The organism is Maribacter huludaoensis (assembly GCF_029350945.1).
GTDB classification, from domain to species: domain Bacteria; phylum Bacteroidota; class Bacteroidia; order Flavobacteriales; family Flavobacteriaceae; genus Maribacter; species Maribacter huludaoensis.
In genome coordinates this window covers 137,600-164,196 of sequence record NZ_JARKMS010000006.1, presented here as the reverse complement: position 1 = coordinate 164,196, position 26,597 = coordinate 137,600, and the positions used below count along the sequence as shown (strand labels likewise).

Below are 26,597 nucleotides of genomic sequence, written 5' to 3'. Positions count from 1 at the left end.
AATCAAGAATTACAAAACGCCAAGAATGAGTTTACAACGACCAAATTTGGCGGTTGCCCATAGTACCATACAGACCTAACGTGTAAAGCGGAAATGGAAAATCCGCTAAATCGTAAGATGGCAGCTTAATTAAAAAGTAAATGCTAGAAACCATACGTTTAATTTGTGATAGCGGTCTATTGGTATTGATATGGATAGTACAGTTGATTATATATCCAAGTTTTTCTTATTACAAACATGAAGATTTACATAAATGGCATACGATCTATACCAAACGGATAGCAATTGTTGTAATACCATTAATGACTACCCAATTGGTTGTTAGCTTAATACAGATATACCTAGACCTAAGTTACCTTAGTCTTTTATACTTGGTAATGGTATTATTAGCTTGGATTTCAACTTTCTTAATTTTTGTGCCATTACATGATAACATATCTAAAAAAAAAGCAATAGAGCAGTCTATTAAAAAGTTAAAACTCCATAATTGGTTAAGAACCATATTATGGAGTTTTATATTTATACTTACTTGCTATATAGAAATTACACTCTTGTAATTTTAGCTCCTATAGCCCTTAATCTTTCATCAATATTCTCATAACCACGATCTATCTGTTCAATATTATGAATGGTAGAGGTCCCTTTTGCCGATAAAGCTGCAATCAATAAGGAAACACCCGCTCTAATATCTGGTGATGTCATTGTAGTCGCTTTTAAAGTAGACTGAAAATCATGACCAATTACTGTAGCCCTATGCGGATCGCAAAGAATAACCTTTGCTCCCATGTCCAATAATTTATCTACGAAAAACAAGCGGCTCTCAAACATTTTTTGATGTATTAAAACTTCACCTCGAGATTGGGTTGCAACAACCAAAATAATACTTAAAAGGTCAGGTGTTAACCCTGGCCAAGGCGCATCCGCAATGGTCAAAATAGAACCGTCAATGTAATTTTGTATTTCGTATCCGTCGGTATGGGAAGGTATATATATGTCATCACCTTTTCTTTCCAAGGTAATACCTAACTTACCGAAAACGGTTGGTATCTGACCTAAATCGTCCCAACTAACATCTTTGATAGTCAGTTCACTTTTGGTCATAGCCGCCAAACCGATCCAACTACCAATTTCAATCATATCCGGTAACATACGATGATCTGTACCACCTAGTTTATCTACACCGTCAATAACCAAAAGATTAGAACCGACTCCAGATATTTTGGCGCCCATTCTATTCAACATTTTGCAAAGCTGTTGCAAATATGGTTCACATGCCGCGTTGTATATTGTTGTTTGACCTTCTGCCAGTACCGCTGCCATAACAATATTTGCGGTTCCAGTTACAGAGGCTTCATCTAATAACATGTAAGTACCTTTCAGCTTATCCGCTTCTACCCCGTAGAAATATTCTTCGCGATTGTAACGGAATTTGGCACCTAGTTTTATAAAACCTTCAAAATGGGTATCTAATCTTCTACGACCAATTTTATCACCACCTGGCTTAGGAATATATCCTTTTCCAAAACGGGCCAATAATGGTCCTACCAACATGATGGAACCCCTTAAGCCCCTACCATCCTGTTTAAATTGATCAGATTGTAAATAGTCCAGGTTAATATCATCTGCCTTAAAAGTATAAGAGCCTTTACCCTTCTTTTGAATTTTTACCCCTAGGTCTTCTAAAAGAGCTATGAGTTTATTTACATCAACAATATCCGGAATGTTGCTGATAGTTACTTTTTCGTCTGTAAGTAGTACTGCGCAAAGTATTTGAAGTGCTTCGTTCTTTGCTCCTTGAGGTGTAATTTCACCAGATAACTGGTGCCCTCCTTCAATTTTGAATGTCCCCATCTAGAGAAGTGGAAATTTAATAGCGTTTTTTACCGCGGTTATTATTTCTTTGATTTTTCTTTCCTGAATTATTTGAACGAGGCGTTTTTGCAACTCTGTTCTTAAGAAACTGTCCGCTATCCGTTAAACTTTCACCTTCTGAGGCTAAATCTATGCGACCGTCACTTAATTCGAACAAATGTTTAAAAATAGCTTTATCGTCAACTACATCTTTATTCCAATTCAAGTAACATTTTTTCATATGATTGGCAATTGCATATTCTAGTCCAGAACGCTTATCACCTTTCTCCCACTCTACGGCAACATCGATCATACGTTTAATGTTGTTACCGTAAAAACGATACTTCGGAAAATTTTGAGGATATTCTAAAGGATCGGGTCTTTTTCGCAATACCTCTTTTGAGGTAATAGGAAAAGGGGAATCCACATCCAACTTAAAATCGGACATGATGAACAACTGATCCCACAGTTTATGCTGAAAATCGGGCACATCTCGCAAATGGGGCTGTATATTTCCCATGACGCTGATAATTGCCTGTGCTACTTTATTTCTTTCTTCACGATCTTCAATTGATATGGCATGGTTCACCATTTTTTGAAAATGACGCCCATACTCTGGTATAATCAAATGCTCACGCTCTGTATTATATTCTAGGTTTTCTACTAATTGCAAATTGAAAATTTTAGCTTAATGTGTTTGAGAAGTATTCTTATAACGATGCCAAATTAAGAAAATTATAGATGAAATGCTATTTTACAGGGATATTACACCCTCTAATTTACCCACTTCTTTATATTTTTCTATGACAGCATCCGGACTCTTTAAATTAACTGTTATAGAAACACTGGTATATTTACCGTTTTTAGATTTCTTTAAATTGATGACCGCTCCCGTATTATCAAAAATAGTATTTATTTTATCGATCTTATCAGATGCCGTCTCCACAATAAACTTGTACAGATAGTCCGAAGGCCATTTGGATGTTTCCGTTAATTGTTCGTGTAATTTTTTATAAAATTCTTCTGGGTTATTTTCGTCCATCACTAGTATTTTATGCAAAGATAAGTGTAATGTACCAGTTTTTTAATACTGCCGATTATTGTACTTTTGCTTTTATAAATAAAGAGTTTGAAAAGCAAGAGAATTGTTGTAACAGGAGGGCCGGGAACGGGTAAAACGGTATTAATAGCTTCACTTGAAGAAAACGGATATCATTGTTTTCATGAAGTAATAAGGACCATGACCTTAGACGCCTTAAGTGATGTTGGTGTAGATGATAAATTAGTGAACCCTATAGACTTCGTGGAAGATTCCAAAAGTTTCAATGATGAACTGATCAATGCCCGTTTACAACATTTTATCAATGGGAGCCAAATAAAAAAAGATCATGTATTCTATGATCGTGGGTTGCCCGATGTAATTGCCTATATGAACTATTTTGGTCAGCCTTCTGAGCAACATTATACGGACCTATGTTTAGAACACAGATATGACGAGGTTTTAATACTGCCGCCTTGGAAAGAAATATACGTTCAGGACAATGAACGAATGGAAAACTTTGATCAAGCTTGCGGTATTCACGAAAAGCTTGAAAAAACCTACGTTGATTTGGGTTACACCCCAATTGAAGTTCCTTTTGGCACTATTGAAAATCGAATGCAATTTGTAGTGGATTTTATAAATAAAGCGGGTGAATAAAACACCAAAAGAAATCTTATCTAAATACTGGGGTTTTGATAGCTTTAGGGGCTCTCAAGAAGAAATCATCAATGCCATATCCAATGGGCAAGATGTTTTAGGATTATTGCCTACAGGTGGCGGAAAATCGTTGTGCTTTCAGGTACCGGCATTAATGAAAGAAGGTATTTGCATAGTTATCTCCCCTTTGATCGCATTAATAGAAAATCAAGTCAACAACCTTCAGAAGCTTGGCATTAAAGCCTTAGGTCTAAAAGGTGGACTCAAATTTGCCGAGATAGATAAATTACTGGATAATTGTATTTATGGCAATTATAAATTCTTATACCTATCACCAGAACGTTTGCAGCAAGAGTTGGTTCAAGAACGTATAAAGGCAATGAACGTATCTATGTTCGTAATTGACGAGGCACACTGTATTTCGCAATGGGGGCATGATTTTAGACCAGCCTATCTAGGTTGTTCCATATTGCGAGAATTACACCCCGCCCCACCCGTAATAGCATTAACTGCCACTGCCACAAAGCGGGTAAGCGATGATATTATTAAATCCTTGCACCTCACCTATCCTTTTGTTGTCAAAGACACTTTTTTTAGAAAGAACATAGGTTTTGAAGTTATTACTACCGAAGACAAAAATGGCCGTTTAAAACAATATTGTCAACAAATAACACATAGTGCCATAATATATGTAAGGAGTAGGAGAAAAGCGGAAGAGCTATCTAGATATCTTGTGCAGAACAACTTAAAAGCAACATTTTATCATGGTGGCATTGATCAAAAAAAGAAAACTGAGCGCCTCAATATTTGGCTAGAAGACAAAGTTCAAATTATGGTAGCCACAAATGCATTTGGTATGGGCATAGACAAACCAGATGTTGAACTTATAGTTCACTACCAAATACCTGATAGTCTGGAAAACTACTTTCAAGAAGCAGGAAGAGCCGGTAGAAATGGAGATTTTTCAAAAGCAATATTACTTACCAATACAACCGATAAGATTTTGGTAAAAAAACAGTTCATTGAAATATTACCAGATGTGGCCTATGTAAAAATGATTTATAAAAAGCTGAACACGTACTTTCAAATAGGATACGGAGAATTTACAGAGACCAAATTCCACTTAAATTTTAATGAATTTTGCAGTATTTATAAACTAAATACATTCCTGACCTACAACGCATTACAATTGCTTGATAGAAATTCTGTGATATCGCTATCAGAGAATTTCTCTAAAAAAATTACTATAAAGTTCGTTACCGAAAAAGACACACTATACAGATACATAGACAACAATCTTAAACTAGCTGAATTTATTAAGGTTGTACTCCGCACCTACGGTGGTCTTTTTGAATTCGATACCCAGATCAACACCTATCTGCTTTCAAAGAAAACCTCGCTTTCCGAAGCATTGATACATAAAAATTTTGAACAACTTGCAAAAGACGAGATTATAGAATACCAAAGTGTATCCAGTGATTTGGAAATGGTTTTTTTAGTTCCAAGAGACGATGATCGTACCATAAACATGTTTGCCAAGAATATTGAAGAACAGAACCAGCTGAAAATAGAGAAAGTAACTAAGATGCTTAACTTTATTGAAAATGACACGGTATGCAGAAGTATCCAGTTATTAGCGTATTTTGGGGAAGTACAAGAAAATGAATGCGGTATATGCGATGTATGTATTAGCCAAAAAACAGGTAACACCCATATTGTTCATGCCAAAATCAAAATCATTCAGCTATTAAAGGAAAAATCCGCAAATTCTAAAGAATTACAAGTGCAATTAAAAGTTACACAAGAAGTGTTGATTATGGCAATACAAGAACTTTTAGAAGACAACATTATATCATTGAACACAACAAACGAATACCAACTATTATAATATGAAAGCATTGAGAATTGTATTTATGGGAACACCAGATTTTGCCGTGGGCATTTTAGACAAGCTGGTTCAAGAGAAACACAATATAGTTGGTGTTATCACAGCACCGGACAGACCGGCAGGAAGAGGACGCAAATTGAACGAATCTGCAGTTAAAAAGTATGCCGTTGAAAAGAACTTGAATGTTCTGCAGCCTACCAATTTAAAAGACCCGGAGTTTTTGAACACCTTAAAATCCTTGAACGCCAATTTACAGATCGTAGTTGCTTTTAGAATGCTGCCTAAGCTGGTTTGGGCCATGCCAGAATACGGAACCTTTAATTTGCACGCATCATTGTTACCTCAATATAGAGGGGCGGCACCAATTAATTGGGCAATTATTAATGGAGAAACAAAAACAGGCGTTACAACCTTCTTTATCGATGAAAAGATTGATACCGGCGCCATTATAATGCAACATGAAACCGTAATAGAACAAACAGATAATGCCGGAGACTTACATGACAAATTAATGCATTTGGGTGCAGATACGGTTTTAAAGACCGTAGCACGAATTCAGGAAGGAAATTTTAAAACAACAGAACAACCTAATTCAGGTGATTTAAAAGATGCCCACAAGCTTTTTAAGGAAACCTGTGAAATAGACTGGAACAAAACTGCAGTAGACATCTACAATTTTATAAGGGGCCTAAGCCCTTACCCGGCAGCATGGACCACATTAACTAACGGTGACCAAACTATTATTACCAAAATTTATAGCGCAAGCATAGAGGAAGGAAAACACGAGTTACCAACGGGATCTCTGATTTTTACTAAAAAAGAAATGAAAGTTGCAGTACAGGGAGGGTATCTAAATCTTGAAGAAATTCAACTACAAGGCAAGAAAAGGATGATGGTAAAAGATCTATTGAACGGCCTGAATTTGGAAAAAAATGCAAAAATGGGTTGAGACCCCGTGTTTGTTGGGCTGCGAGAATCGTAGAAAAAAACCTACTTTATTAACAAACGCGCTGAGTTATCAACAAAACAAGGGATTTCCCCTTGTTTTACTTGCGTTGCCCAGAAATCCATATAAATTTGTTAGTAGGTATAAATTATTTAATCACAATTAATTATCACATTATGAACAAAACAGAATTGATCGATGCAATGGCAGCTGACGCTGGCATCACAAAAGCTGCGGCGAAAAAGTCATTGGAATCTTTCTTGGGAAATGTTGAAAAATCTCTTAAAAAAGGAGATAGAGTTTCTTTAGTAGGTTTCGGTTCTTGGTCCGTATCTAAAAGAAATGCAAGAGAAGGTAGAAATCCATCAACTGGAAAAACTATCCAAATCGCTGCTAAAAATGTAGTAAAGTTTAAAGCAGGTGCTGATTTAGGTAAAGCTGTAAACTAATTTTACACAGATAAATTTATAAAAAGCGCCTTAATTGGCGCTTTTTTTATTTCTATGTTTTTGCATTTAGAAGGATTTGTCTTACTTTAGGTATATAATCATAGTAAATTTATGATAGCATTAAAGCCAACTAAAGGAAAATTACTTGTAGCAGAACCATCTTTAACAGGAGATGTTTCTTTTAACAGGTCTGTTGTTTTGTTAGCAGAACACAGCAATGAAGGTTCTGTTGGTTTTATTTTAAATAAACCATTGGAATACCATATTAACGAGCTTGTAACCGAAATTGAAATTCCCTTTCAAGTATATAATGGTGGTCCAGTAGAACAGGACAATCTATATTTTATTCATAAAGTACCCCACTTAATAGATAACAGCGTAGAAATATCCGATGGTATATATTGGGGCGGTGATTTTGAAACCACGGTAGAGCTCATTAACAAAGAAATTATTTCTGAAAATGATATTAGGTTCTTTTTAGGATATTCTGGTTGGTCTTCTTTACAATTAGATGAAGAGCTAACGTCCAAATCATGGATCGTTGTAGAAAACGAGCATGAAAGCAGAATTATTCAAAAAGCTGCCAAGGCAATTTGGAAAGAAAATATGATTCAGTTAGGTGGCGACTATTTATTGTGGTCTAATGCACCGGAAAATCCTAGTTTAAACTAAACGTTTTTAGTCAAGGACATTCTAGCTGCCGCATTTAATTTACCGATCAAGTTTTTTGCAGTTACGTTCACAAAATCTTTCTTTCTATATTTTGTTACAGAAATAATACCTACAATATTATTTACAATAAACAATTCATCTGCTTTTTGAAGTTCAAAAGGCGAGATACTTTCTTCTAAAAATTCAAAATCATTGAGTTTAGATACGATGTCAATAAGCTTTTTTCTTAAAATACCGTTTACACAACCATCCGTAACCGGTGCTGTTTTAATTTGATTTCCCTTTACAACGAACAAATTGCCATTTAAGGACTCTATGACCTGCTTTCTTTCGTTCAGCAGCAAACAATCTTGATAATCGTTTTCTTGGGCATAAACAGCCCCTACAACGTTTACTATCTTATTATTGGTATCCAAATTAGAGAGCATACTAGAATTCTTATAGAAATCTTTATATAGCTCAACTTCATAGGCTTGAGCATTTAAAATAAAAAATGGATCAGCCAAAGTTTTATGGGTAATGAAATAAGAAATACTATTATCGGAAATAGAAAAATCGTTACTACTATTTCTAAAAACAGTAAATTTTATTTGTTTTGCTTCCTTTAGTTCACCTTCAGAAATAGACTTTAAAATTTCTTGTTCCATGAACTCCATAGTAAAGTTCATAGGTATATCCATTCTCAAGATTCTCATGGACGACATTAGGCGCAGATAATGGTCTTCCAAAAAAATTATATCACCGTTTAGAACACGTAACTCCTCAAAAACCGCATCGCCAAGCTGTAACCCCCTATTCTTCTCATTTAAGAAAGAGGTATCATCATCAAGAAGAGATCCATTAAAATTGAACATAAAAAAAGCCTTAAAAAATTAAGGCTCAAAGATACTGTAAATAAGCATATTTTTATGATGATCCCAATACCTGTTTTAAATCAGATACTTGATTGGTCCAAAGCATTTTGGATTCATCAACTTCGTCCTCTTCGGCAAAATCTGTTATGAACAACGATACATCTTTAGTAATTTCATCAACAATAATCTTCATTTCAAAAAAGCTATCATCTTCTGCTTCATCCCAAGCAAAACGTACAAATTCGTCTGTTTTTCTTTTTAGTAATTTGGCTTCTTCTTCAGCTCCGTCCCATATAAATGTAAACTTTTCCCCTCTAGAGTTCACATTATCCGCAAACCACTCCGATAGTCCAGAGGGTGTTGCCAAATATTGATATAACATCTGTGGGGAAGACTGAATTACAAACTCTATTTCAAATTTTATTTTATCGCTCATGTTCATGCTACTTTAATACGGGCAATATATATATTTCTAAATGATAAAAAAATAAATGACAAGTATTATTTTTTTAATCAACTTTTGTTGAAGAACAAATAAATTACCACTATATTTGCAGCCGTTTAAAAATAATACGGCGAGGTAGCTCAGTTGGTTAGAGCGTCGGATTCATAACCCGGAGGTCGGGGGATCGTGCCCCCCTCTCGCTACAAAATAACAGGCACATTATAAACGGTTTAACTTAAGTTAGACCGTTTTTTTTATGCCAAATTTATAAGTATATCTGTGATTTATAATTCATTAAGACAGGAGGTCGTTAAACTTTTGTACCGACAAAATCTTTATGGTAAAACTGCCTATTTGCAATAAAATTGAATAATTATTTAATTAGCAGATAAATAAAATTACCTATTGCAACCACTCCCGTTAGGCATCCTAAAATAAAATCCATTCTAGAGGCAATAAAATCCAATCTATTTTCAATTCTTTTTGCTATGATTGCGTAAAGAGAATACAGGGTAAAAGAGCCTATTGTAGAACCAATTGAAAAATAAAGTGCATTTACAAAACTATACTCAAAATATTTAAATGCGATGGATAGCGAAATAAATGTAAAATAAAACGGTATTGCCATCATGTTCAGCAAGGACATCATTACACCATAGAAATACGATTTGGATTTTGGAATTTCTTTTTCAGGTACTTTTTCTTTGGATTGAAAATGAACTCTAAAAAAATTAATGGAGAGAAGAAAAAGTATACCTGTACCAATTTGTTGAATTAAAGTAATGTATTCAGAATTCTTCATTAGAACATTAGCCAAATATGCTCCTAAATTTGCTTGAAAGAATAGTACCGTAGCGTAACCTGCAATAATGTACAGTGCGGCTTTAATGCCATTCCTTAAGCTATACTTTACCACCGTTAAATTCAAAAAACTAGGTGTAATACTACCTAAAGAGGCAATTAAAAAACCAATTAGCACGTAAATGAGAGCATTCATAAACTATAAATTCTATTTCAATGACAAATAAAACATAAACGCGCACAGTAGTTGATACATTACCCGTTAATTCTAACTCTTAAAATTACACCACTAAACATAACGGAAGTTTATTACAATACTATAGTTACTTACAGCTGTAGAATATTATAGAAACTAAAAAAAAGAATTAATAAACGGCAATATAGCTTTCTGGTCGCAGAACGTAGCCTAATGGCTTATAGATTAACATAGATTTATATCCACATTAACAATTTATTTATCAGTAAAAAAATTGCAAAGAGTAATAGTGGGTTAGGAATTCTCTTCCTTGATCTGGCTTTTTGCATTTTTTATTTCCTGTGCAGAAGCTTTTGGCAATTCTTGCTCAGAGGATAATCTAGGTTCATATGTGAACTCTGTGAAAAAAGGAAAATGGTCAGAACCTATATCGTCACCCACCTGAATATCTTTTACCCTAAATGCCGCAGATGAAAAAACATGATCCAAAGGCCATCTCATTAAATAGCTTTTGGCATTATAAGTATTGTACAGACCTCTACCTTTTCTTGAATCAAGCAAACCACTTACCCTTTGAAAAAGCTTGGTTGTTTCGGACCAGGCAACATCATTAAAATCGCCCATAACGATAACTGGATATTCTGATTCTCTTGTCATTAGAGCTATTTTCATCATCTCCGCATCTCGGTCCACTGATGAGGGGTTGTGTTGGGGAGTGGGCGGAGCAGGATGTATTGCAAAAACTTGAATAGTGTCTTTAGAAGGCAACACCAACTTGGTATGTATGGAAGGTATGGTATCTTCAACAATATATTTTACCTTGGGGTTCAACAACTCAAATTTTGAGTAAAGCAACATGCCATAGGTATTATCTAAAGGTACTTCAACCTTAAATTTATAAGTATTACTAAAATGTTCATTTAATTTTATAATCCAAGTTTGATCAGTTTCGGTAAATAATAATACATCCGCCTCTTTATCTACAGCATCTTTAATCAGTAGATTTTTTTTCTTATTCTTTTGTAAAACATTAGCTGCGTAAATAGAAATACTTGTTTTGGCATTTTTGCTACCCTCATGTATTTCATATGCCGCTAAAGGAGTATATGTGTAAATTTTTTGAAATTGAACCGTAATACAGATCAATAATGATATGATAAAAGCTTGGTCTATTCTATTTTTTATTTCAAACCTAAAGAAATAGGTTAAAAATGCACTGACCGTTAAAACCGTAAGTTGAAGATGGGGAAAATCAAACACCCGTACCACCCATGTATTAAGAGGTATATACGGAAAAATTGTTAGAACAATTGCGATAAATGCAAAGCCTCGCAGAAAGAGTTTTAATTTTGACATTAGTAAAAAGAACCTGTTAGAGCTAATATTGATTATTGCTCCACAAGGTATGTAAACTAACTTCCATCTTTTACTTCAATAAAAAGAAATATTAACACGCTACAATTATAATTTCATAAAACAACTTAAATCTGAAATCAATTATATATTTAAAGTGAACCCGAAACTTACATTGGAGGAGCGGTTATCTTCCAATTCAGAATTAAAATTGATGACCGAGTAATTATAGAGTGCAGAAAAAGAAACTCTTTTGGTCAGTGGCATTTGTGCTTTAAACTGGCTTAAAATTCTATGATTGCTTATGTTATTGTACAATGGCTGAAAGTACAATGTACCCGTGACATCTAAATTATACTTCTTAAAATTTTGGTTCAATGAGATATAACTACTGTTTCTATGGTTATAGAACTTCTGACCTGTATCATCAACAACCTCAATTTCATATATGTATGAATTACCAAAATACACAAGGGAACCACTTTTTGATAATAATTTTAGACGTAGCCCAAGACCCAATAAATTTCTTTCGGATATGGTTAGTTTCTGATTATTTTGATTTTGTACAAAAGCCTCAAAACGAAATACTTCGGTCAATTTCTGATTAAATCTAGCATGTAAAAAATATGAATTTTGAAAATCTTCATCTTTAGATCTTATCAAATTCACATTACCAATAAAAAAATAAATACTTTTAAGGTTCCTAGACTTTAACTGAGTAGTAAGGTTAGACCCAATTTGTAGAATGTACTCTCCATTGTTATCCGTATAATTGAACAAAAGATCACTGCTTAATACAAATCTTATTGAATCTGTATGCATACGTTTAGATTCAATGTTTACTAGTTGTCCATTTACCGAATATGCTAGAATAAATATTGAAAAAAAACAAATGTACCTACAAAAATCAAAAGTCAGTTTCATATAAAAAGTCACAATTTTTTCCTTGTGCAAAACTATCGCTAAATACTTTCTCTGAAAAACTATTGAAATTGAGTTTACTTTTATTTACCTAACATCTTAATGCAAAACCATATTCTTAAAAACAAAGTTAGCATTATAGTCTGTACCTATATTTTCCTTTACTGCACAATACATACAAACAGCATCCACCCTATTCATATAAAAACATCTTACGTAATCTTGTAACCTTTATGGCTGTAAATAGATATTAATATTGGTAATGATCTTTTATTCTATAAATCATTCACTTTCATTAAAATGTGGCACTTTACTATATAAGACCTTAGAATAGTATAGCGGTACATCTCATTTACAAAGCAACTTCTAAATCCGCAGTGAAAGCATATCAACAAATACCGTATAATTAAAAATACCCTTAGTATCATCATTCAATTATCAGTAAATGACGAAATAAACATGTATTTTCACTATTAATTACGACCAGTTGTCTGTCAATGAAAAACACAAAATTTTATAACGAGCTAAAAATATCAAAAAAGCCGTTGGCAGAACTTTTAGCGAACGAGTCTAATTTTTTAGAAGTACCGCAATCCTGGCATGTAGTCGTCGTAGATATACAAAATTCTACCCGTGCGGTAATAAATGGTAACCATCACGAAGTTAACTTAACAGCTACAGGCAGTATTATTTCGGTTTTGAACACCGTTCGTAAATTTAAGCAGAATATAGAAATTCCATATTTTTTTGGTGGTGACGGCGCCACTTTCCTTATACCGGATAGTTTATTGAACAGAGTAATAAACGTATTACACAATTACAGTATTCATATTAAAAGAAAAACCAAACTGATTTTGCGGGTGGGCCATGTACCTGTGAAACACCTACTAGCCAAACAATGTCAATTGAAAATTGCCAAGCATCAACTAACCCAAAAATTGGCAATCCCCATTATACTTGGAAACGGCTTGCACAAAGCTGAAGAAATGATCAAAGCCAATTTCAAGGAGCTATCAAACACGGAATTCAATGAAAGTTTATTGAATTTAGAAGGTATGGAGTGTAGATGGGAAGAAGTGAACCCGGAGCAAAATAAAGCTAAAGTGGTTTGTTTATTACTAGATGCCGTAGAAGAAAAAACCCAGCAAGATGTTTATAGGCAAGTACTTACCAAAATGGATGACTTCTTTGGCACTTTTACCGATCGGCAACCTATAAAAAGTGAAAAGCTTAAACTGGATGCCAGCTTAAACAAAATTTGGGAAGAGATGAAGATAAGCCTAGCACGTAAAAATTGGCTCTACATCATTAAGAATTGGATAAAGACCAATATTGGTCATGCGTACTTTAGCCTGTCCAAAAGTGGAAAACAGTACTTAAAGCAAATAGGTCAACTGTCACATTCCTTTATGTTAGACGGTATGATCAATACCATTTTTACCGCAGATCAAGATAAAATAGATGTATTTATAGATTTTCTAAACCAATTGGAAAGCGAACATAAGATAATATACGGCATACATATTACGCATGCATCGGTTATGTCTTGCTATGTACTTGACAGAAAAACAAGTCACTCCCATTTTGTAGACGGAACCGAAGGCGGTTATACATCTGCGGCCAAAATGCTTAAAGTAAAGCGAAAGGCCAACGCTCTATAAATTCTTGCATAAAAAAGAGCTTTAGGCAATTAGCTATCATTTTTATAAGGTCAATTAATATAATATTAGAGCAAATCTATGTCTATTGATGTGGGTAACTTGCTGACATTGATAATATAAAAGCATATACAAATGATAACAGAGGATAAAAGTATTCATAAAACTAAAAGCACTGGCGGATTAGAAAATGAAACACAACAAAACAAAGGTGTTTCCTTAAAAGAAAATGTGAACGAAACATCAACAAAACCAGTAAATAATGGCGGAGTAGCCACCGCAAAATATGATTTACATTTAGAAAAGCAATGGTTGGCGGTACGAGATGAATATCTCTCCAATTTTCCTGAAACGCAAGATATTGATAGTAATGGAGAGCAAGACGGCGTAGAGGCTTTAATCAGTAATATTGCTAAAAGAAGGCAAAAAAGCGAACAAGAGATCCATGATGAAATCATGAACTGGAACATATCTAAATAGTCATGAAAAAGATAATATATATTTTGGTTGCTGCACTGGTCATAAGTTGGGTTTTAGGCTTTATTGTTTTTAAGGTAATGGGAGCGTTAATACATCTACTACTTTTGTTGGCCGTAGTTCTTTTGGTTTACAATTGGTTAAGTAACAAGACCACTACGTAAAACTGAAATACTGCTAGTAGCGCCATAAGTTTTTAATGTACTTGGTAATAAGCATGATAACTTATTACTAGTTTTGCTTTTTAAAACTAGTAGCATGATTTCAGTAGATAACCTGGCCGTAGAATTTAGTGGCACTACCCTATTCAGTGACGTTTCATTTGTTATAAACCCAACCGATAAAATAGCCTTAATGGGCAAAAACGGAGCGGGTAAATCTACCATGATGAAAATTATTGCCGGTGAACAAAATGGTACACGTGGTAATGTAAGAGTACCCAAGGATACCGTTATAGACTATTTACCGCAGCATTTGCTGACCGAGGATAATTGCACCGTTTTTGAGGAAGCTGCAAAAGCATTTAAACATGTTTTTGATATGCGGGACGAAATGGATAGGCTTAACAAAGAATTAGAAACTAGAACTGACTATGAAAGTGATGCCTACATGAGCATTATTGAAAAGGTTTCCGATCTTGGAGAAAAATATTATGCCTTGGAAGAGGTAAATTATGATGCCGAGGTTGAAAAAGCCTTAAAAGGACTCGGTTTTAAGCAAGATGATTTTCAACGACAAACGAACGAGTTTAGTGGTGGGTGGCGAATGCGCATAGAACTAGCTAAAATTCTATTACAAAAACCAGATTTAATACTCTTAGATGAGCCTACAAACCATATTGATATAGAATCTGTTATTTGGTTAGAAGATTTTTTATTGAACAAAGCCAATGCCGTAATGGTTATTTCTCACGATAGGGCTTTTATAGATAACATTACCAACCGTACCATAGAAGTGACCATGGGGCGTATTTACGATTATAAAGCAAACTACAGCCACTATTTACAATTACGCGAAGAACGAAGATCACACCAAATAAAAGCCTACCAGGAACAGCAAAAATTCATTGCAGATAACATGGCCTTTATTGAACGCTTTAAAGGTACCTACTCAAAAACCAATCAAGTAACTTCGCGCGAGCGCATGTTAGAAAAATTAGAGATTATAGAAATAGATGAAATAGACAATTCATCATTAAAACTTCGCTTCCCTCCTGCACCTAGATCTGGTGATTATCCTGTAACTGTAAAAGATGTTTCTAAATCTTATGATGACCATATTGTTTTCAAGGATGCGAACATGTCTATTTCCAGAGGCGAAAAAGTTTCTTTCGTTGGGCGAAATGGAGAAGGAAAATCTACCATGATAAAAGCCATATTAGGTGAAATTCCCGTAGAAGGCACCTGTCAATTAGGGCACAATGTTAAAGTGGGATATTTTGCTCAAAATCAGGCATCATTGCTAGATCCAGACTTAACCATCTTCCAGACCGTAGATGAGGTTGCTTTTGGTGATATACGTAACCAAATTAAGAATATTTTGGGCCGTTTCATGTTTAGTGGCGATGATATCGATAAAAAAGTTAGCATGCTTTCCGGTGGAGAAAAAACACGTTTGGCAATGGTAAAATTATTATTAGAACCAGTAAACCTTTTAATCTTGGATGAGCCCACCAATCACTTAGATCTAAAATCCAAGGATGTTTTAAAAGAAGCACTTTCCACTTATGATGGCACGCTTATTTTGGTTTCTCACGATCGTGATTTTCTACAAGGCTTATCGCAAAAAGTATTTGAATTTAAAGAGCAGCGCGTTATAGAACACTTTGAAACAATTGATGCTTTCTTAGAGCGCAATAGAATAAAGAGTATTGCAGAAATCAATTTAATGAAGTAATTATTTCTTTCCTTTTATCAAAGTCATAAATTTCAGAAAAATTAAAACAAGCTATATAGGACACTAGTTTAATTTTATTGAGATACACATGAAAAAAAATATAATAAACAGGGTTCTTACCATATTAATATTCGTTTTTTTAACAATTTCATGCAGTAAGAATAAAGAAAACAAGAAAATTCTTTTCATTACAACCAATGTTAGTGAATTGAAAAACGAACCAAACGGCACCTACCTCATTGAATTAGCTATTCCCTTTAAAAAATTTTCAGAAAATAGTCTCGATATAGACATTGTTTCACCCAAAGGAGGAAAAATTCCCATTTATCATAGTGGAGACACTACAAGTTTGGTCAAGTCTATTATACAAAATGAATTATTCATAGATAAAACAGAAAATAGTTTAAAACCACTTGACATTGATCCGAAAGAATACATCGCCGTTATAATTCCCGGTGGATACGGACAATTCTGGGACACTCATAAAAATAAGAACCTTCTTCATATAATTTCTGAGATATATGATTTTGGTGGAATTATTGGATCTATTGGCCATGGAACTGCTACGCTAATCGATGTAAAATTAAAATCTGGAGAATTTTTGGTTAAGAATAAAACTATGACAAGTTTTCCTTCATGGAATGAAAAAAATATAATGAAACAATCAGACTATGGTAAACTATTACCTTATGATATGGAAGCTGAATTATACAAGAGAGGCGCCAATTTAAAAGTATATGATCACGAGAAGAGGACAAATTATGAAATTGTTGATTATGAGAACAGATTAATAACTGCCTCTTTTGCAAATAGTGGAGAATTTGTAGCTGACGAAGTTCTAAAAATGATCAATAAAACCGATTAATCCTTAGTAACTGAGCTTTTAAACGTTTAAGAGGCATCAAAATAATAGTAAAACACCTCAGGGCAAGCCCAGGAAGCATTCAAAGAAAACAAACTTTTAAATTCGAGGCAAGCCTAGGGGTATTATACCCTTTGGCGGTGCCAATAAAATAGCACTAGAGATGAATTTCTTCAAATTAAATTTAACCGTGTCCAATTTATGTACCCTTTAATCTTATAGTTTTGACCATAAAAAAAATAATCTATAGCTTTGTTTCTAACAGGAATAAAAATTTCTTTTTCCTTTTATAATGCTCAACCTATTTGCTTTACGCTAACAGCAAAACAAAATATGACCAAAAATATTACATTAGTATTATTCATCTTATCATCAATAATATCTTATTCTCAAAAATGTAAAACGGACCGCGATCCTTTTACGAACGATAAAATAACATCGTTCAATTTCAATAATAAAACGGTCTATTTTGAAATTAAAAATGATACCATAACATTTGATATTACCTTCAATTACTGGGGTGAAAGAGAACATATATTTGACAGGAATACAGAAGTTTTATTAAAACTTGAAAATAGTTCTAAAATTGAATTAAGAACAGTTAAAAAGTCCAAACCAAAGATTGAAAGTATTACATCTTCTAATGGATTCTTTTCTGGCTTTGGAGGCGGAATGACGACATCAAGTTCTGAAAATTTTACTGCATATTCCTTTGTTTTTAATCTTACAGAAACAGAGTTGAAAAATTTGGCAGAATCTGAAATTGATATTATAAGGATACCGGATACGGATGAAGGAGAATTTATAGATTTAAAAGCTAAAGGACGAACAAAGAAAAAAATAAAAGCAATCAATAAAGGAGCTAGTTGCATTAATGAAAATTTATAACCTTGCGCGAGTAAATTATAAGGTTGGTTAAAAAATCAGTACAATCAATTGAACCTAAATAACAACTTAGTATTCTTCTTCAGTGCATTAGGTGCTTTTAACAGCGTTGTATTAAGTATTTATTTTTTGTTTTTTAATAGCGCTAAAAATAACGCTAGCTATTACTTAGGTGGGTTACTCTTAGCTTTGAGTACTCGAATTTGGAAATCTTTATTTTTCTATTTTAATCCAGAGCTTTCTAAAACATACTTACAAATTGGGCTTTCCGCATGTTTTCTAATTGGTCCGTTCTTATATTTTTACATTAAATCTAAAGTTTCAGAAACAAAAGCATCAAACAGTTTTTTAAACTTACACCTATTATTGATTATAATAGTAATATTGGGCGTTGGCATTTTATACCCTTACAAATATTATATAGAGCTTTGGGTAGATTACTTTTATTACATTATCAATATTCAATGGTTAATATATATTATCCTCTCGGCATTTTTATTAAATACGGTTTGTAAAAAATTACTGTCAAAAAGTAAAAGATTAAACTATGATGAAGTTTGGCTTGTTAGTATTTTCTTTGGAGTTTTAGTAATTTGGATAGCCTATAACACAGCTTCTTATACTTCATATATTGTTGGGGCTTTATCGTTCTCCTTTATTTTTTATCTAACCGGATTACTTATTTATTATAAAAGAAAAAAAGAGTTTGTAGTTTCTAAAAAGAAAGAGAAATATGCAAATAGCATTATTGACGATGCCGAAGTTGAACAGCTATTAGAAAAGATTGAATTTACACTAGATAACGAAAAGCTGTATAAGAATCCCAATATAACCATGCCGCTTTTGGCAAAAAAAATTAACATTCGTCCACAATTGCTTTCGCAATTATTGAATAACAATCTAAACAAAAGTTTTTCACTTTTCATAAACGAATATAGGATCGAAGAGGCAAAAAAACTTTTAAGAACAAAACCTCATTTAAAAATTGAAACCATAGCTGAGGAATGCGGTTACAATTCAAACAGTACCTTCTATGCCACTTTTAAGAAGATAACTAACACTACACCAGCAAAATACGTTGGCAAACAAACTTAATTATAGGTTCTTGATGTATACATCAGGACTTCTATAATATATGTGCTTAATGCCTACGAGTAACATTTCAACTAAAATTGTCATCTAAACAAATAATAATTTTATGAGAAATTCAATTTTAGTATTTAGTCTTTTTCTTTTAAACTCTTTAATTTATGGTCAAACAGAAGAGACCAAAATTAAAAATGTGCTTTTAGATTATGTAAATGGTACATCATATAATAGACCTGAACTTTTAAAAAAAGCATTTTATACCAACGCAAACCTATTTTTAGATAATACAGAACAAGAACTTTGGATCGTTCCCATTAATGAATACCAAAGTTGGTATAAAAATAAAAAGCAAGGGGAATTTAATGGTAGAATAGGAAATGTAGTATCAATAGACTATACAAATACTATTGCCACCGCAAAAGTAGAAATACTATTTCCAGAAGATGGAACAAGGTATAAAGACCTTTTTCTTTTAAAAAAAATAGATAGTCATTGGAAAATAATTAGCAAGGCCGCTACAAAAGATAACAACGGCATTAGTTCTGTAGAAGATAAAATTCTATTCATAGTTTCTAATGCGGCTAAGTACGGCAATTCAGATATTCCTACCGGAAATAGCTTCTCTGAACTAGTGAATGCCTATGACACGTTCAAGAAAGCAGGTTACACGGTAGATTTTGTTAGTCCAAAAGGTGGTACCGTTCCACTTTCATATATAGACACATCAGATTCATTAAGCCTATCATATCTATATAATTCAGATTTCATGTATGCTCTAAAAAATACTCAGAAACCAAATGAGATAGAACCTAAAAATTATAAAGCAGTGCATTATATAGGGGGCGGTGCCGCCATGTACGGAGTTCCAGAAAATAAAGAAATACAGCATATTGCCATGGCAATATATGAAAAGCATAATGGTATTGTTTCATCTGTTTGTCATGGCACTGCAGGTGTAGTACATCTTAAAACTGAAGATGGGGAATATCTATTTAAAGGGAAAACGGTAAGTGGATATCCAGATTCTTTTGAAAAAAAGGATGCGGAATATTTTAAACATTTTCCTTTTTTAATACAGAAAACTTTAGAAGACAGGGGTGCCATTTTTAATTTTTCACCAAGAAACAACGCTCACGTAGAAGTTGATGGAAAGTTAATTACTGGTCAGAACTATTTATCATCTAGAGGTGTTGCATTAAAAATAATTGAAAGTTTAAATGCTGTTAAAAACAAGTGATCAGAAAGAATACTATCTTACAAGTCTAACACTTAGGAAACTAAAATAGTGGGCACGAGAACGTAAAGAAATTTATTTTTAATTAGCTCCTATATCTATGAATTATTAAAGTAAAAAAAATGAAACAGTGCTATTGTATCTTATTGATGCTTTTTTGTTCAATTTTTGCTATGCATTCCCAAACTACGGCTACAACGGTAGATATTGGTGATTACAAGATGCATTTCAATATTATAAAAGGAGAAGGAACTCCTATTCTATTTGAAGCAGGTGGTGGTGATAAAAGTACTGTTTGGGCACCTATTTTAGAAAGAATACATCAGGTTACCGGTACTACGATAATAACTTATGACCGATCGGGTTTTGGTCAAAGCGAACTCAATCCCAAACTAAAAAACGATTCAGATTTCGGAATAGAAAACGGGATTAAAGAATTAGAAACCGCACTCGCAAAATTAGGATACTACGATGATATTATTCTGGTATCACATTCTTACGGTGGTCTTTATAATTTATTATATGCAAATAAACATCCTAAAAAAGTAAGATCCATTGTTTTAATAGATGCAACGCTTAGTGATTTTTGGAATGAAGATTTCTTGGCAATGAGAGATATGCACGTAGACATTAACACCATACCCAAAGGTACTGGAGATTATTACTTGAATTATAATTACAACGAAATTATACGTTCATTACGAAACACGCAGTTTCCTGAAAATATTCCGGTTACAAACATTTTCCCTGATAAATCTGCTCCAGTATTTCCAAAAGAATATTCCGATAGATGGAAAAAGGTGCATGTAGATTTAGGCGAGAAAAACAATAACATAACTAACATTATAGCTGAAAACAGTGGGCATGCGGTATTTCATGATAATCCTGCATTAGTCATCAATGCCATTATTAAAGCCTATGCTGAAACTTTAGACAAAAGCCAACAAAACCTAGTATTACAAAAGGCATTAAACAATGCAATTAACTTATCAATTGAAACTAAGGTTCAAAATCGTTCAGAACAAGATTTAAATTCTTTGGGCTATTCATTTTTACAGACCCAAGAAATAGATAATGCTTTAAACGTATTTAAAACAAACACACTATTATTTCCTGAAAGTGCTAATGCATATGACAGTTATGGTGAAGTTTTATTGATAGCGGGAAAGAAAGATGAAGGTATAAGAATGTATAAAAAATCAATTGTTTTAAATCCTGACAATGAACATGCAAAAGAGGTGTTGTTAAAATTGAAAGAAGAAGAATAACAACATAGTTTATCAATAACAACAATTATACTTGACTTCATGGGGCTATTTGATTTTTTAATAAAGAGTGATAAAAAGCAGGAGAATGTTCAATTACAATCTAAAAAAGAACCGGACGTTGCAAAAATCAAGCAATACATTGACATACCAGTATCAATTAAAGATAAGGTAGCCAAAATTGACCAGATTACTACAAATAATGATTTAGATGTGGAGCCTAGGGTTAACAAGCTCATGAAAATTTATGAATCTTTAACTGATGAACAAAAAAGAACTAGAGCAGGCAGATATGTAATTATACATATTGCAGAAGTATGCTTTTCTGAAAGATGGATTGAAGATGCTATTGACAATTTTAATTTTGCTATGAAATTTAAAGATTCAGTAGGCAATCCGTTTTTACATTTAAGATTAGGACAATTAAATTATTTAATACAGAACAAAGAGAAAATGTACGATGATTTAAGCAGGGCTCTAATTATGGGTGGTGAGGGCATTTTTAAGGATGAGGATCCTAAACTTATCAAAATGGTCAAAGGTGTATTAAAAGAACCGGCAGACTGTTCCTGGGGAGAATACGAAGGTCAAGATTGGGAGATAACCAAATAAATTTTACGTGATTCACAAAACCATAATAACTTTTGCATTCCTGTTGTATTACGCTATTTCATTTTCTCAATATACATGGACAAATGGGGAAGTAATCTTAAAAAATGGAAACACTTTTTCCGGCGAAGTAAAAATACCAGTCGTATCAAAAGATTTGATACATTTTAACGGTAAATCAAAAGTTAAGGTCAAGGATAAAATTACCGGTAATAAATCTGTATTTGATGCAGGGGAAGTGGATTTTATAAAATTTGTATTCTCTGAAAGAGAAATAGCCTATTTTAAATACATACCGGTTTCTAAAAAGAAACGGGAAATTTTCTGCATTGTAACCACGGGCGCAGTTACCTTATATGGCAGATCTGTGAGCATGACCACAACAAGACCGGGCACTTTTACTTTCAACCATTTAAATGAATTTTATGTCCGGAGGGCAAAAGAAGATATTGCCACGCCACTATTGACCGCGAGACCTTCAAAATCTTTTAAAAGTCGTGCTATGGACTATTTTAGCGATTGCCCTACACTGGTTGAGAAATTAAAAAATAAAACGTTTAGAAAAGAGGATATCGTTGCAGTTGTGGAACATTACAATAATTGCTCTAAATAACCTCAACCCTACAGTAAGCAACAAAGTAGTATTACAAACGTTTATAAAATTCAACATAAAACATTACAAACCATGTATAAAAAAGCACTCATTGCCATTGTTCTTACCATCACATTTGTGAAAACCATCAAAGCCCAAGAATTACAAACACAAGTAGAAACTATAAATGCCTTTATAGAAGAACATAGTGATGATAATAGAAATTACTATGCAAAAATAAATGCCACACAAGGCAACGTTTACTTCTACAATGAAATTCAGCATGCAATGCAGCTGACATTTCCTGTTCAAAAAATAGATGCCGATAATATAAAAATTACTAAAAAAGGACTCACATTCTATCCTAAAGAAAAAGGCTTGGTAGTAAAAAAGCAGTTTTCATCTTTTGCACCTAAAGACATTGGAACTGCTTGGCTCAATATTATTAAAATGAGCAAAAAAGACAAAACAGAACTACAAAGCATGATGAAAAAATTTATTATAGATTACCAAACTGCAATGAAATATTAACTTGTAAGCAAGAATTCTATAATAAACAAAAGCCCTAAGATATACTGTTAGGGCTTTTTGTTGTATAATACTGGCAATTATTTACCGCCATCTAATTTATCCTGTAATGTTTTTAATTTATCCCAGTCACCAGAAGCTGCCAATTTAGCCTGCTTTGGCCATGTACCTGGTTTATGCATAGTGTAACGAGGTCCAGCAGCTTTTAAAATTTCCTCTAAAGATTTTACTGATGCCTTACTAAGCGCACTGAAAGTACCATAACCGTTATCGGTCAATATTGATGCAATTTTAGGGCCAATACCTTCAATTTTCTTAAGATCATCTTTTTTGGCCTTGGTCGTTGTTTTCTTCGCTACAGGCTTTTTGGCAACCGTTTTTTTAGCTACTGGCTTTTTAGCGGCAACTTTCTTTACAGTCTTCTTTTTTTCCGGTAAAGCACTTAAATCAACCACACTGTTATCTATTCCAAAATATGGAGAAGGTACATATGCATCTGCAGCATGGTCATTGAACCATCCCTTATCATCACTCAAATACCTAAATTCATATTTTTTACCATTTTCCAGTTTTACACTCTTCTCATAGCTACCACCTTTCTTCTCCATTTGAAAAGAACTATCGTTTGTCTGCCAATTATTAAAATCGCCCAAAAGTATTACGTTAGACGTACTAGGTGCTTCATTCTCCGCTATGGTAAAGGTGACTAATGTATATTTTCCTTTTACTTGTTTTTTCAGTGCCATTTTTATAGTATTTTATTCTATTATAAAAGTAACATAGAAAATACTCATTTTCAAAAGTTTAGGTTAAGAAATTGTTGATTTAATGTATTCGGTTAAAAAGACACCTTAAAATTGTCAAACTAATAAAATCTCTTACTCCAGATTTTTCTTCTGTAATTTAACATCACTTCATGTCAACATATATTTTATATAAAAAGTATGGCAGAATACTAGCTTAATAAGCGATACACTTTTTCATTAGACGTTCTTCCTGTAAGCATATAGTCTCCTATATATTCTAACCGGTCTACACCATGGGTCAAAAGAGAAAAGAACGAATTCGAGAAAAGAATATCTTCATTGATTTCTTTGCATAATTGACATAATCTGGCTCCCGTATTTAAAACGGTGCCATGAAAAGCGATATCCCTTTTATAGTCTCCTACTTCAGCAATGGCTACCGTACCATAGCATACACCAGATTTAAACTTAGGTACCCAACCAAACTCAGTTTTAAATTCATGTGCCGCTGCATCTAAATTATCTTGAAAATCTTTAAATAGGTCCAAGCATTGTTGTGCAGCAATACTGTTAGATTTTTGCCAAGTAAGCACCGCCTCATCCCCAACATATTGGTACACCTCAGCATCATAATTTTCAATATGATGGGTTAACTTGCTAAAGCATTCTTGTATGAGTCTGCTATATTTAAGGTGCCCAATTTCTTCAGCTATTGTCGTAGATTGATTAAGGTCTAAAAACATAAAAATACGCTGAGCTTCTTTCGGTTTAAAATAAGTACCCATGATAATATCATAAAGATTTGTAGAACCAAATTTTCTAGAAACCTGTGCATATAAACTGAAATGAAAACTAACTACAAAAAAATATATGATATAGAATATATTAAGTGAAGACCCTAAATAGGCATAATGTGCATTGACCGCTTCATTAGAACTTGGTGGCATTAATTCAAAAATTATATAGGTACCTACAAAATGTATAAAATACATCACCGCAAATTGTAAAATGGCTTTTATGAATACCACTTTAGCAAACGGATAATCCCTAAGCATTTTACGTAACAAAAAAACATCGCTTGCGCTAATTATCAAGCAGTAAACCAGTACAAAAGGTAAAATTGAAGTAAACGTATATTCTAAATAAGCAAGCCAATCTTCACTTTGAAAAATTTTTATATTCAGCACTATATCAAACACCATTATAGCAATTAGCCACATTACCGCCAGGGTCAACATTCTAAATATCTGTTTCATTTTCATACGGACCTGATATTCCTTATTGATGCTGGGAATCTAGAAATTACCGCAATATAAAGTTTAGGCTATAGCTTGCGGTTATTGCTTTAAACTCTCTAAACTTGGAACTACCAATTGATCCGTTCTGTACAAATAGGTGATTTCTTTATTTTCATAATTTGTATAAGCATCTATCAATGTAGATTGGGCATTCTGCGCCATGGCCTGTGCATCTAATAAATCGGTTATGTTACTTAAGCCGTTATCATAATTGTCTCTGTTCACTTTTAAGTTTTCTTCTGCCAATTGCTTGTTTTCCAATGCATATTGAATTTGCTCGTGTGCATTCAACAAATCATACCAACTTTGGGTAATAGCCACTTTTAATTGGTCTATACCATCCATACGGTTGTTCTGGGCTATTTCTTCTTGTATTCTTTCTTGCTTAAGTCTTTGTTTACCGCCACCCCACCAATCTGAAATGGGGATACTTAAAGAACCAAAGGCAAAGCCGGTAAACTGACTATCCAAATCATCATCAAAAGCACCAAATTCAACGGCACTCACTCCTACCGCTAAAGAAGGTAACATATCTGCTTTTGCCATTTTAGTCTGTAGACTACTTGCCGTTATAGACTTTTCAAGAAGCTTATAATTACTGTTACCAGTAAGATCCATATCTGGCTCGGTATACATAAAATCAGGAACCATCGTTTGATCAAAATCTGCAGCGGCTTTCATGTTTGGTGAATAAGCCACGCCTACATAAAGAGAAAAATCCAGCAATGCGAGTTTGCGCATATTCTCCAATCTACTTTTATTTAAAAGCAATTCGCTACGGTTGACCTTTACCTGTAACAATTGGTTTTTTGCAATAAGACCCGCTTCCAATAGATCCTGCTGTTGCTTTAAAAGTTCATCTAGATAAATCTCATTGGTCTCTACCACTTTTTGTTGCTCTTGTATTTGTACCAATTGCCAAAACTTATTTTCGGTTACCAACAAAACGCTATCTACCGCTTGTTCCGCCCTAATTTGAGAAGTCTCTAATTGTATATCTGCCAATGCATTGGAGTTTCTAATTTTTCCGCCGGCATAAATTACTTCGGTTGCCGTTGCACTGGCATTATATAAGTTATCTATACCATTGGGAAGAAAACCGTCTATAGGACCAATGAGATCATTAGGCGCATATAGCCCAAGTGCACTAGCCTCTACATTAGGAAAATAGTTTGCTACCATTTCACGTTTAAAGGCTTCTGACTTCTCTATGGTCAGCAAACCGTTCTTAATGGCATTACTATGCTTTAAAGCAGCTTCTTTACTTTCTTCCAATGAAATTTGTTGGGCAAATACATTCCCTAAAATAGCTACGGAACAAAATATCGTTAAAAAGCTACGTGATTTACCAACCTTGGATAAATAAGTATTTATGTGTTTCAT

29 protein-coding genes and 1 tRNA gene are annotated in these 26,597 nt (G+C 33.5%); 19 read left to right on the top strand and 11 right to left on the bottom strand.

Features of this window, described 5'->3' with window-relative positions; translation table 11 throughout:
• Positions 1-140 precede the first annotated feature (140 nt).
• Entirely contained in the window at positions 141-557 is a 417-nt protein-coding gene (locus PXC01_RS16170) for a hypothetical protein (RefSeq protein ID WP_276473322.1), read from the top strand.
• Here the strand turns inward: PXC01_RS16170 and murA are convergent.
• The 3 genes from murA to PXC01_RS16155 form a co-directional block, all read right to left on the bottom strand.
• Positions 544-1,851 (bottom strand): UDP-N-acetylglucosamine 1-carboxyvinyltransferase, encoded by a 1,308-nt coding sequence (murA, locus tag PXC01_RS16165; protein ID WP_276473321.1) that lies wholly within the window; start codon positions 1,849-1,851, stop codon positions 544-546. The two genes, PXC01_RS16170 and murA, sit on opposite strands and share 14 nt — an antisense overlap.
• Positions 1,852-1,867: 16 nt before the next feature.
• Entirely contained in the window at positions 1,868-2,524 is a 657-nt protein-coding gene (locus tag PXC01_RS16160) for a DUF4290 domain-containing protein (protein WP_276473320.1), read from the bottom strand.
• An 81-nt stretch (positions 2,525-2,605) separates the two neighbouring features.
• Entirely contained in the window at positions 2,606-2,893 is a 288-nt protein-coding gene (locus PXC01_RS16155) for a DUF493 family protein (protein WP_276473319.1), read from the bottom strand.
• An 87-nt stretch (positions 2,894-2,980) separates the two neighbouring features.
• Here PXC01_RS16155 and PXC01_RS16150 point away from each other — a divergent pair, with 87 nt between their 5' ends.
• The 5 genes from PXC01_RS16150 to PXC01_RS16130 all read left to right on the top strand — a co-directional run bounded on the left by PXC01_RS16150 (position 2,981) and on the right by PXC01_RS16130 (position 7,505).
• A complete protein-coding gene (locus PXC01_RS16150) occupies positions 2,981-3,550 on the top strand; it encodes an AAA family ATPase (protein ID WP_276473318.1) in 570 nt (189 codons plus the stop codon).
• Positions 3,543-5,438 carry a RecQ family ATP-dependent DNA helicase gene (locus PXC01_RS16145; RefSeq protein ID WP_276473317.1) on the top strand — a complete coding sequence of 632 codons (1,896 nt, stop codon included), beginning with the start codon at positions 3,543-3,545 and terminating at the stop codon, positions 5,436-5,438. Before PXC01_RS16150 ends, PXC01_RS16145 begins: the two co-directional genes overlap by 8 nt.
• A gap of 1 nt (position 5,439) precedes the next feature.
• Complete coding sequence (fmt, locus tag PXC01_RS16140) at positions 5,440-6,387, top strand: methionyl-tRNA formyltransferase (protein ID WP_276473316.1); 948 nt, start codon at positions 5,440-5,442, stop codon at positions 6,385-6,387.
• A 170-nt stretch (positions 6,388-6,557) separates the two neighbouring features.
• Entirely contained in the window at positions 6,558-6,833 is a 276-nt protein-coding gene (locus PXC01_RS16135; RefSeq protein ID WP_276473424.1) for an HU family DNA-binding protein, read from the top strand.
• Positions 6,834-6,944: 111 nt separating this feature from the next.
• Positions 6,945-7,505, top strand: coding sequence for a YqgE/AlgH family protein (locus PXC01_RS16130; protein WP_276473315.1), 561 nt, complete (start codon positions 6,945-6,947; stop codon positions 7,503-7,505).
• On the opposite strand, the gene PXC01_RS16125 is transcribed toward PXC01_RS16130, so the two are convergent.
• Together PXC01_RS16125 and PXC01_RS16120 are read right to left on the bottom strand one after the other, a co-directional pair.
• A complete protein-coding gene (locus PXC01_RS16125; protein ID WP_276473314.1) occupies positions 7,502-8,359 on the bottom strand; it encodes an aminotransferase class IV in 858 nt (285 codons plus the stop codon). The genes PXC01_RS16130 and PXC01_RS16125 overlap by 4 nt on opposite strands.
• Positions 8,360-8,411: 52 nt before the next feature.
• The gene (locus tag PXC01_RS16120; RefSeq protein ID WP_276473313.1) at positions 8,412-8,795 is read right to left on the bottom strand and encodes an START-like domain-containing protein; all 384 of its coding nucleotides are present in this window, start codon (positions 8,793-8,795) and stop codon (positions 8,412-8,414) included.
• 138 nt (positions 8,796-8,933) lie between these two features.
• On the opposite strand from PXC01_RS16120, the gene PXC01_RS16115 reads away from it, so the two are divergent.
• Positions 8,934-9,007, top strand: a tRNA-Met gene (locus PXC01_RS16115).
• A gap of 170 nt (positions 9,008-9,177) precedes the next feature.
• Here PXC01_RS16115 and PXC01_RS16110 read toward each other — a convergent pair.
• From PXC01_RS16110 to PXC01_RS16100, 3 genes are all read right to left on the bottom strand, one after another.
• The gene (locus PXC01_RS16110) at positions 9,178-9,801 is read right to left on the bottom strand and encodes a LysE family translocator (protein WP_276473312.1); all 624 of its coding nucleotides are present in this window, start codon (positions 9,799-9,801) and stop codon (positions 9,178-9,180) included.
• Between the two features lie 294 nt (positions 9,802-10,095).
• On the bottom strand, positions 10,096-11,157 hold the full coding sequence (locus PXC01_RS16105; protein WP_276473311.1) for an endonuclease/exonuclease/phosphatase family protein: 1,062 nt from the start codon (positions 11,155-11,157) through the stop codon (positions 10,096-10,098).
• Between the two features lie 141 nt (positions 11,158-11,298).
• Complete coding sequence (locus PXC01_RS16100) at positions 11,299-11,976, bottom strand: DUF481 domain-containing protein (protein WP_276473310.1); 678 nt, start codon at positions 11,974-11,976, stop codon at positions 11,299-11,301.
• 596 nt (positions 11,977-12,572) lie between these two features.
• Here PXC01_RS16100 and PXC01_RS16095 point away from each other — a divergent pair.
• The 12 genes from PXC01_RS16095 to PXC01_RS16040 all read left to right on the top strand — a co-directional run bounded on the left by PXC01_RS16095 (position 12,573) and on the right by PXC01_RS16040 (position 23,173).
• Entirely contained in the window at positions 12,573-13,736 is a 1,164-nt protein-coding gene (locus tag PXC01_RS16095; protein ID WP_276473309.1) for a DUF3095 family protein, read from the top strand.
• A 132-nt stretch (positions 13,737-13,868) separates the two neighbouring features.
• Positions 13,869-14,213, top strand: coding sequence for a hypothetical protein (locus tag PXC01_RS16090; RefSeq protein WP_276473308.1), 345 nt, complete (start codon positions 13,869-13,871; stop codon positions 14,211-14,213).
• Between the two features lie 2 nt (positions 14,214-14,215).
• On the top strand, positions 14,216-14,374 hold the full coding sequence (locus PXC01_RS16085; RefSeq protein ID WP_276473307.1) for a lmo0937 family membrane protein: 159 nt from the start codon (positions 14,216-14,218) through the stop codon (positions 14,372-14,374).
• A 94-nt stretch (positions 14,375-14,468) separates the two neighbouring features.
• Positions 14,469-16,106 carry an ABC-F family ATP-binding cassette domain-containing protein gene (locus tag PXC01_RS16080; protein ID WP_276473306.1) on the top strand — a complete coding sequence of 546 codons (1,638 nt, stop codon included), beginning with the start codon at positions 14,469-14,471 and terminating at the stop codon, positions 16,104-16,106.
• A gap of 88 nt (positions 16,107-16,194) precedes the next feature.
• Positions 16,195-16,971, top strand: a complete 777-nt coding sequence (locus PXC01_RS16075; protein WP_276473305.1) for a DJ-1/PfpI family protein — start codon at positions 16,195-16,197, stop codon at positions 16,969-16,971.
• Between the two features lie 330 nt (positions 16,972-17,301).
• Positions 17,302-17,856: a hypothetical protein gene (locus tag PXC01_RS16070; RefSeq protein ID WP_276473304.1), complete on the top strand. Its 555-nt coding sequence runs from the start codon at positions 17,302-17,304 to the stop codon at positions 17,854-17,856.
• Positions 17,857-18,042: 186 nt separating this feature from the next.
• The gene (locus tag PXC01_RS16065) at positions 18,043-18,948 is read left to right on the top strand and encodes a helix-turn-helix transcriptional regulator (RefSeq protein WP_276473303.1); all 906 of its coding nucleotides are present in this window, start codon (positions 18,043-18,045) and stop codon (positions 18,946-18,948) included.
• Between the two features lie 103 nt (positions 18,949-19,051).
• Positions 19,052-20,179 (top strand): nuclear transport factor 2 family protein, encoded by a 1,128-nt coding sequence (locus tag PXC01_RS16060; RefSeq protein ID WP_276473302.1) that lies wholly within the window; start codon positions 19,052-19,054, stop codon positions 20,177-20,179.
• A gap of 170 nt (positions 20,180-20,349) precedes the next feature.
• On the top strand, positions 20,350-21,444 hold the full coding sequence (locus PXC01_RS16055; protein ID WP_276473301.1) for an alpha/beta hydrolase: 1,095 nt from the start codon (positions 20,350-20,352) through the stop codon (positions 21,442-21,444).
• A 39-nt stretch (positions 21,445-21,483) separates the two neighbouring features.
• Positions 21,484-22,053 (top strand): hypothetical protein, encoded by a 570-nt coding sequence (locus PXC01_RS16050; protein WP_276473300.1) that lies wholly within the window; start codon positions 21,484-21,486, stop codon positions 22,051-22,053.
• Between the two features lie 7 nt (positions 22,054-22,060).
• Positions 22,061-22,663 (top strand): hypothetical protein, encoded by a 603-nt coding sequence (locus PXC01_RS16045; RefSeq protein ID WP_276473299.1) that lies wholly within the window; start codon positions 22,061-22,063, stop codon positions 22,661-22,663.
• A 72-nt stretch (positions 22,664-22,735) separates the two neighbouring features.
• Positions 22,736-23,173, top strand: coding sequence for a hypothetical protein (locus PXC01_RS16040; protein ID WP_276473298.1), 438 nt, complete (start codon positions 22,736-22,738; stop codon positions 23,171-23,173).
• A gap of 77 nt (positions 23,174-23,250) precedes the next feature.
• Here PXC01_RS16040 and PXC01_RS16035 read toward each other — a convergent pair whose 3' ends face one another.
• The 3 genes from PXC01_RS16035 to PXC01_RS16025 all read right to left on the bottom strand — a co-directional run bounded on the left by PXC01_RS16035 (position 23,251) and on the right by PXC01_RS16025 (position 26,597).
• Positions 23,251-23,916: a helix-hairpin-helix domain-containing protein gene (locus PXC01_RS16035; protein WP_276473297.1), complete on the bottom strand. Its 666-nt coding sequence runs from the start codon at positions 23,914-23,916 to the stop codon at positions 23,251-23,253.
• A gap of 209 nt (positions 23,917-24,125) precedes the next feature.
• On the bottom strand, positions 24,126-25,172 hold the full coding sequence (locus PXC01_RS16030; protein ID WP_276473296.1) for an adenylate/guanylate cyclase domain-containing protein: 1,047 nt from the start codon (positions 25,170-25,172) through the stop codon (positions 24,126-24,128).
• A gap of 81 nt (positions 25,173-25,253) precedes the next feature.
• Complete coding sequence (locus tag PXC01_RS16025; protein WP_276473295.1) at positions 25,254-26,597, bottom strand: TolC family protein; 1,344 nt, start codon at positions 26,595-26,597, stop codon at positions 25,254-25,256.

What these genes read in the sequence shown, in the direction of transcription:
- PXC01_RS16170 (WP_276473322.1), top strand. Translation starts at nt 141, where the DNA reads ATGCTAGAAACCATACGTTTAATTTGTGATAGCGGTCTATTGGTATTG.
- murA (WP_276473321.1), bottom strand. Translation starts at nt 1,851, where the DNA reads ATGGGGACATTCAAAATTGAAGGAGGGCACCAGTTATCTGGTGAAATT.
- PXC01_RS16155 (WP_276473319.1), bottom strand. Translation starts at nt 2,893, where the DNA reads ATGGACGAAAATAACCCAGAAGAATTTTATAAAAAATTACACGAACAA.
- fmt (WP_276473316.1), top strand. Translation starts at nt 5,440, where the DNA reads ATGAAAGCATTGAGAATTGTATTTATGGGAACACCAGATTTTGCCGTG.
- PXC01_RS16130 (WP_276473315.1), top strand. Translation starts at nt 6,945, where the DNA reads ATGATAGCATTAAAGCCAACTAAAGGAAAATTACTTGTAGCAGAACCA.
- PXC01_RS16125 (WP_276473314.1), bottom strand. Translation starts at nt 8,359, where the DNA reads ATGTTCAATTTTAATGGATCTCTTCTTGATGATGATACCTCTTTCTTA.
- PXC01_RS16120 (WP_276473313.1), bottom strand. Translation starts at nt 8,795, where the DNA reads ATGAGCGATAAAATAAAATTTGAAATAGAGTTTGTAATTCAGTCTTCC.
- PXC01_RS16110 (WP_276473312.1), bottom strand. Translation starts at nt 9,801, where the DNA reads ATGAATGCTCTCATTTACGTGCTAATTGGTTTTTTAATTGCCTCTTTA.
- PXC01_RS16105 (WP_276473311.1), bottom strand. Translation starts at nt 11,157, where the DNA reads ATGTCAAAATTAAAACTCTTTCTGCGAGGCTTTGCATTTATCGCAATT.
- PXC01_RS16100 (WP_276473310.1), bottom strand. Translation starts at nt 11,976, where the DNA reads ATGCATACAGATTCAATAAGATTTGTATTAAGCAGTGATCTTTTGTTC.
- PXC01_RS16095 (WP_276473309.1), top strand. Translation starts at nt 12,573, where the DNA reads ATGAAAAACACAAAATTTTATAACGAGCTAAAAATATCAAAAAAGCCG.
- PXC01_RS16090 (WP_276473308.1), top strand. Translation starts at nt 13,869, where the DNA reads ATGATAACAGAGGATAAAAGTATTCATAAAACTAAAAGCACTGGCGGA.
- PXC01_RS16085 (WP_276473307.1), top strand. Translation starts at nt 14,216, where the DNA reads ATGAAAAAGATAATATATATTTTGGTTGCTGCACTGGTCATAAGTTGG.
- PXC01_RS16080 (WP_276473306.1), top strand. Translation starts at nt 14,469, where the DNA reads ATGATTTCAGTAGATAACCTGGCCGTAGAATTTAGTGGCACTACCCTA.
- PXC01_RS16075 (WP_276473305.1), top strand. Translation starts at nt 16,195, where the DNA reads ATGAAAAAAAATATAATAAACAGGGTTCTTACCATATTAATATTCGTT.
- PXC01_RS16070 (WP_276473304.1), top strand. Translation starts at nt 17,302, where the DNA reads ATGACCAAAAATATTACATTAGTATTATTCATCTTATCATCAATAATA.
- PXC01_RS16060 (WP_276473302.1), top strand. Translation starts at nt 19,052, where the DNA reads ATGAGAAATTCAATTTTAGTATTTAGTCTTTTTCTTTTAAACTCTTTA.
- PXC01_RS16055 (WP_276473301.1), top strand. Translation starts at nt 20,350, where the DNA reads ATGCATTCCCAAACTACGGCTACAACGGTAGATATTGGTGATTACAAG.
- PXC01_RS16050 (WP_276473300.1), top strand. Translation starts at nt 21,484, where the DNA reads ATGGGGCTATTTGATTTTTTAATAAAGAGTGATAAAAAGCAGGAGAAT.
- PXC01_RS16040 (WP_276473298.1), top strand. Translation starts at nt 22,736, where the DNA reads ATGTATAAAAAAGCACTCATTGCCATTGTTCTTACCATCACATTTGTG.
- PXC01_RS16035 (WP_276473297.1), bottom strand. Translation starts at nt 23,916, where the DNA reads ATGGCACTGAAAAAACAAGTAAAAGGAAAATATACATTAGTCACCTTT.
- PXC01_RS16030 (WP_276473296.1), bottom strand. Translation starts at nt 25,172, where the DNA reads ATGAAACAGATATTTAGAATGTTGACCCTGGCGGTAATGTGGCTAATT.
- PXC01_RS16025 (WP_276473295.1), bottom strand. Translation starts at nt 26,597, where the DNA reads ATGAAACACATAAATACTTATTTATCCAAGGTTGGTAAATCACGTAGC.